The sequence below is a fragment of the Staphylococcus sp. MB377 genome, assembly GCF_001922505.1.
Lineage (GTDB): Bacteria > Bacillota > Bacilli > Staphylococcales > Staphylococcaceae > Staphylococcus > Staphylococcus haemolyticus.
Map to the genome: position 1 here is coordinate 1 of NZ_MAON01000023.1, position 6802 is coordinate 6802.

General features: G+C 37.8%; 4 protein-coding genes. All 4 read right to left on the minus strand.

The features are described from left to right. On the minus strand, positions 1-2774 hold a 2774-nt coding region (locus tag BB045_RS06865; protein WP_075140608.1), incomplete at its 3' end, for a phage tail spike protein. Next, a complete protein-coding gene (locus tag BB045_RS06870; protein ID WP_075140609.1) occupies positions 2771-4252 on the minus strand; it encodes a distal tail protein Dit in 1482 nt (493 codons plus the stop codon). The genes BB045_RS06865 and BB045_RS06870, both read right to left, overlap by 4 nt. Positions 4253-4264: 12 nt before the next feature. Beyond that, positions 4265-6562, minus strand: a complete 2298-nt coding sequence (locus BB045_RS06875) for a phage tail tape measure protein (RefSeq protein WP_075140610.1) — start codon at positions 6560-6562, stop codon at positions 4265-4267. A gap of 36 nt (positions 6563-6598) precedes the next feature. Next, entirely contained in the window at positions 6599-6721 is a 123-nt protein-coding gene (locus tag BB045_RS12415; protein ID WP_256722970.1) for a hypothetical protein, read from the minus strand. Positions 6722-6802 lie beyond the last annotated feature (81 nt).

Genomic DNA, 6802 nt, shown 5'->3' on the forward strand with positions numbered 1-6802 from the left:
GATATACTAACGCCCTTTTCAGTTAACTGGAGACGGGTTTCCATATCTCTTACGTAAGATGATGTGGCAAATTGCCCATTTGCTTGATCTTTTGTATATACCTCTGTCTTTTTGGCTGAAGCATTGATTCCCTGTTCATTGATAGTAAAGCGGTTATCAATCAAAGTCATTTTTTGATTAAATTGCTCAGTTGCAAGTTTGTTAGCTAATTCGCCCAACAAATCTTGTTTATTTTTATCAACGGTTTGCTTCAACTCAGGTATCTTAAATCCAGCAACATAATTCTCTACTTGTTTAAGCTCAACTTTCGCTCCAATTGCTGTTGCCTGTTGTTCGAGTTTTGAATTTGCTTCAGTAAGCTTTTTTCCTTGATCTGATACTACGTTATTTAAATTGCTCACTGTGGAAGATAACCCCGTTGCTGTTTGCTCTACTGTAGTCATACGCTTTTCGAATCCAGCCTGGCTATTTTGAACACTGGTTACAGTGTTTTTTACGACATCCACACTTTTTTCAATCTCAGTTGTTTTCTTGGTAAATTCATCTGTTGTTACCTGCTCTTCAGGCGGTGCTGTCCAATCCTGCGGCTTATTCCCTTTATACAAGGCAACCCATTCAACAATAGATTTCGTAGTACTACTCGGATAGTTATATAAGCTTAACTTTCGTTCATTTCCACTTGTAGCCACAACAGCTTTAAAGGTTAGATAAGTTATTCCATTAGCGTAAACACTTGTTGCATATCCAACATTGCTAGACCCACCATTCTGCCAAATTCCAAATTTCTGCCCTTGTGGGACACTTCCTTTAATTACAAAGGTATATTCCTCACCCGCAAAGAAATTTTCAGTTAGAGAATATTGATTGATTAGATAGTCTGTTTTTTCATATTTAACATTTGATTTTAATAAAAGGTTACGTCCACCAGTTTTATCACTATTAACCTTTGTTTCTACATTCGTTAACTTCTCACTGATTTTCCCAGCTTTTTCTTCTATTTCAGTAGTTGTTTTCTTTAGTTCACTTGTTGTTTGTTGCACATCAGAAATAGCCCTTTTTGTACCTTCCGCATTTGATTCGACAGTATTTAATTTATTACTAATTTCAGTATTTTTTTTCGTTAATGATTCAATAGAAGTTTTAAATCCATTAGAATCCTGTTCAAACTTAGTTACTTTCTTATCAATTTCACCTTGTTTATTTTCAATATTAGAAATTGTACGGTTGACACCTTGTAAACTTTCCTTTATTTCGTTGAATTGTCCCGTCGCCTGATTTTGTGTCTCTTGAACCTTTTGATTTAATTCTGTTTTTGTTGATTCAATATCTTTATTAACCTGCTCAAGTGTTTCTTTCTTAACTGATTCAACATCTGGTACAACCGATTCCCAAGCTATACCTGTCCATATTTTTAAAATACCAGGCTTTCCATTACTAATATCAAGCCAAAGTGTTTTATTAGGCTTAAGTCCTGTTGTCGGTGGATTCTTAGCTTCAATGATGTCTACCGTGTTATTTTTAAGATTCTCTTGCACTTTTTCAGCCAGTGTTTTCGCTGCTTCGGATTCTTTCTTAGCATTACTAGCTGTTTCATTTGCATCTTTTACTAATTTATCTAACTGATCTATTAGCTCTTGTTTATTGCCTAATGACCCTAAGATTCGATTGTAAATTTTTCGTAGTTCTTCGTTTGGATCAGTAATTTCGCGATAATCACCAAACACATATTTATCTTGTGTAGGGTCCGTAAAAGATTCATCACCAGCAATTACACGTGCTTCAAGGTATAACTTAGGTGTGAATCCTGTATCTTTGATTCGGATCGTATCGCCCTCATTAATTAGTTCATGTGCTAGTCCGAAAATACGTCCAATCGATTGTGCTTCTACTTCATAAGAAACTGAAGAATTGACACGCTTCTTTAATTCCGTCTTCATCAAAGTCATTAATCGCTGCGGTGTCATATTTTGGTCTTCTGTTTCCGGAGTGTAGAAACCAAATTTATGCTTACCATGCGCATTCCAGCGTTGAAAGGCATCACTATCTGTAATATAAAGAAGCCCGTTATTAATACTCTCAATCGTGATAAGTTTATCACCTTCGCCCCGTACAAATCCGACTAAGGCGGTACAAATATCCCTGGAATGTTCAATGCGTCTAAGGCCTACTAAGTCTTTTCCCAGAGTTATTTCCTTCCCTGTTTCTCTTCCTCGTTTCTTTATCATATCAACGTACCATCCAGTAATTCTAGAACCAGATACTTCAACACGATATTGTATTTCCAACTCAAACAAAGCCGCAATTTTCTTTAAAAAAGTGAGGGGATCGATGAATTCATCAATCGTCATCGTGTGGAATGAAGAATAATCCGTTATTCCACGTTTCCATTTTGAATCGGCAAGAGCGATATCAATAAACGTATTAACTGTTTCGCTCTCTATACGTTGAGGTTTAATAATCCCATCTTTGGCTATTTGAACCCAGGCACCAGAAGCATGTACAGTGAGCGATCTATCATCAGAGTCTTTTTCTACTTCATTATTGATAACATATGGAACAATGCGACCATCACGCACTTCCTTTAAAACTAAGTTCTGCTGCTGTAATGTAACTGCATGTGGAGTGCCGTCAAAAGTTTTGAATTCTAACATATCAATGTTACTTTTTATCTCCCAATGACGATTATCAGCCCAGTAGTCCTTTGATTGAATAGCTGATATAATCTGATCTGTTTTGAAATCAACAACATGAAGTATTCCGCTTGGTGTTCTCATCTGAATCGCTCCCTATATTTGACCCTTGCTGTTCCGATATCAGAAGGCGTGATTTCAAGTTCATTAGTGCCTCTATTGATAACAGGGAAATTACTGAAAATGTCCTTAATGTTAATCGCATTCTTCCCTTCAATTGTTACATGACTGTTTTCTGTGTCGATCACGACTTTATCACCAACATCTACTATATAAGGCGGTGTATTTTTCGTATTTAAATTCACTTTCCAAAACTTCAAATCACTAACTGACATTGCTTCTACTGGTGGCACGTCTTGAAACTGCATGATGCTAATCTGAATTTGTGCTGCTTTTTCCATATGATAGTTTTTTTCATCCGTCCAACGTGCAAATCGTTCTGAATCATCTTTTTCTGTACCTGGAAGGAATTTTGAAATATACGCTTCCCAAACATTTCCTGTCCTAGCTATCCACAATCGACCAAAATACTGATTCCATGTATTCGGATAATCGCCACTCTCATAAATTAAACCTATTTTCCCTGGCTTATTGTCATATCCAATTACCATTGTCCCGAAATTTTGTTCAGCTTGCCAAAAGAGATCGTTCATAGCAATTTTTGAAAGTACCTTGCTATTTTCATCCAGTATCGCTATCTCAACTCGTCCCATTTCATTAATTTTTTTACTCTTACATGTAACGTAGGCTTGCATAATAAAGTCTTGTACTGGACCGCCAGGGATACTCTTTTTAACGGCTGCGCCGTGCCAACCTTTACCCGCAGTACCAAAATCAGAACAATAGAATTGGTATTCATCTGATTTCATTTCACCAACCGGTTCCCCATCTTCCATTGAGCTGACTTTACTCCATCCGACCGTAGTAGCCATTTCATCCCATAATATACGTTGATTCCTTTCTACAGGCTTTTCCACAGTTTTTAGTGGCATACCGATACGAAAATAATCACGATCACTTAAAGATACCCCGCCAAACCATACGTCTAGAAAAGTATTTGGTTTCGTAATATCAATCTCAATGATAGGGGTAGAATGAACAGTTCCTTTATTTTGGACATTAGCAACTAACCCACTAACATCTTTTTTAAAGTCAACCGTTTGCTCTTTTCCTAACTTATATGGCATTGGACAAATGAAAGTTAAAGTACCTTCACCTAGATCAACTAACTGGTCTAAATCTAAAGTTTCATCTACGACAGCTAAAAACGTACGATCTTTTTCATCATCAAAAATAAGCTCGCACGGTTGATCCGTAACGAGCCAATCTGCTATTTCTTCTTTTAGTTTTTCAGCTTCTTCAGCTGAATCATATAATAGTGCAATAGGAACTAAAATCTTTCTCATTTTAGTTTGTGTGCGTAGTAACCTACCTCCTGGATAATGCGAGACTTCAAGAAACATATGATCCAAAGGAGCCCATGCAGGGCGCTTTTTACCCTGCAATGGAATTACATTTGGATTCCTTTTCCCGTTAAAACTAAAGAAGCTAATTCCCGCCATATCATCACCTACCTAAAATACTTTGAGTCTTTCTTTCTCGCGTTCTTGAAATTCATTGACATCTGAGTAAATTTCCTTCGCTATTTCTCTTCCGTTTAAATTAATTTGTAAAACAGTTGGACCTTGTGATACATATTTGGCCCCTTGCTGTTGATTTAATGGTAATGAACCCATAATTCCATTCGCAATCGCGTCAAACGTTTGCTTACGTAAAGGTAAAACCGTTTCATCGTATCCTCTTGCGTCACCCACACCAATTAATGTAGGATTACCGGGCTTAATTAAAGCTCCGTTCGCAGCCCATTTAATATCGAAAGATGGTAGACCTTCACTCGCCCAATTTACTGGGTTTAATGATCCATTTACACTAATCTTCGGAACAGGAATGTGAACGCCACTGAACATATTTGAAACACCTTTTTTAATTTTATCAATCCATTCCATAACACCTTCCCACGCATTTTTAAATGGGGTTGCGATTGCATCTTTCACTTTTCCGAATACTTCTTTTATCACTATAAGGGTGTCTCCTGAGCTTTTAAAAATACCCTCGAACATATCAGAAAATACTTTCTTTACACCTTCCCAAGCTTCTCCAAACAGTCCCTTCATTTTGCTGCCTATTTTGCCAATGATGCCAAGTACCTTTCCAACTCCCCATATTTGAATGAAATTCCAAATGAATTCCCATGCTCCTGATAAAATCTGTTTAATGGCATCCCATACGCCGGTCCAATCACCAGTCAGCAAGGAAGAAAATAGTTTAATTGTCCCTAAGATGATATCTAAGGCCCCATTTATAACGCCTTTTATGTTTCCCCATACATCTTCAATGATGAATAGAACAACAGGCATTACAAATTCAATAATGCCCTTTATAAGATCAAATGCATTTTTTACAGCTTGGACAATCTGATCCCCGTTTTCTTTCCAAAATGCTGCAATCTTTTCTATAATCCCGTTCACAAATGACATCACTTCTGTTAATAAAGGCATTAAGTAAGGAGCTATTGTATTGAATACACCTTTAATAAAATCCCAAGTAGCCCCGATTATTCCCATAATTACAGGAGCAGCAGCTGAGATTAGAGATTGTACATTTTCTATAAAACTACTTAATTGGGCATGTACATCCTGAACGAACATAATAATGTCAGCCTTTTTCTCAGGCGAAAAACCTAACTTATCTAAGAAATTACTAGCAGCTCCCCAATCGCCAGATACGAGGGCTTTCATAGTTTCTACACCATACTGCACTGCCGCTGTAGTTTCTTGTATAAACTGAATTGAATTAGCAGAGAAACCAAGTTTAGTAAGTATGTCATATCCCTCAACCATGGCATTTCTATCACCAGAAGCCGCGAGCCAAAAATCTTGAATTGCTTTGGTTATTAACTGGATATTACCTATATAATTGTTTAAATCTACAAATCTTTTAATTGTACCGTCAACCCACCGGACCACCTGAGTTAATCCAAGGACAATAGCAGCTAATGCAGGAGCGATAAGTGTAAAAATCGTTATAGCTAAACCTTCTAGCGCAGATGTGAATTCAATCCACTTTCCTTTTAGATTGTCATTCATAGTTTTAGCCATTTTCGCAGCTGCACCATCAGCTTTTTCTAATGCTCTTGTATTTTTCTCTAATTTCTCGCTACCTTCTTGCATTAAAGCTGCCCAGTTTTTATATGCTTCTGCACCAAATAACGTTGTTAATGTAGCTGATTTTTGTTGGTTTGTCATACTACCTGTTTTATCTTCTAATTCTTTTATAATCGTTGGTAAAGGTTTAATTTTACCTTGCTGATCAAAGAAAGATAAATTCAACTCATCCATAACTTTTCGCATTTCTTTTGTCGGTTTAGCTAAACGCCCTAAAGATGTAGCGAAAGCTTGCCCTGCAACTGATCCTTGCAAACCACTATTTGCCATCGCCATAATTGCCGCTGATGTTTCTTCCATACTGAAACCGACAGTATGGGCAGTTCCAGCAGCATATTTCATCGCTTCGCCCATTTGTGTTACATTTGTATTTGAGTTAGAAGCAGCCAACGCTAATACATCTGCTGTATGGGTCGCTTTATCAGCTGACAATCCAAAACCACTCATGATATTAGACGCTATATCTGCTGCTGTACCTAAATCAAGTGCACCTGCCGCGGCTAAATCTAACATGCCAGGCATTGCTTTCATAATATCGCCAGTTTTAAAACCAGCTTGCGCAAGGTACATCATCATTTCTCCAGCTTGTGTAGCGGAGAATTGAGTTGTTGCCCCTAATTCTTTAGCTTGAGCTTCCAATTGCTTCATTTCACTTCCGGAAGCACCGGAAACAGCTGCTACTTTTCACATGATTTGTTCAAAGTTAGCACCTGCGGAAACAATACCAACAATTGCGGCTCCTGCCCCTAATGCCATACCTGCCATACCACCAATAGCTATAGCGGAAGTCCCGACAACTGACCCCATTCAACCAGCCATTCCACGGCAGCCACACAACCCTCAAGTTACCCCCACACTACTTCGTCAACCGTACCGTTTAGAATTATG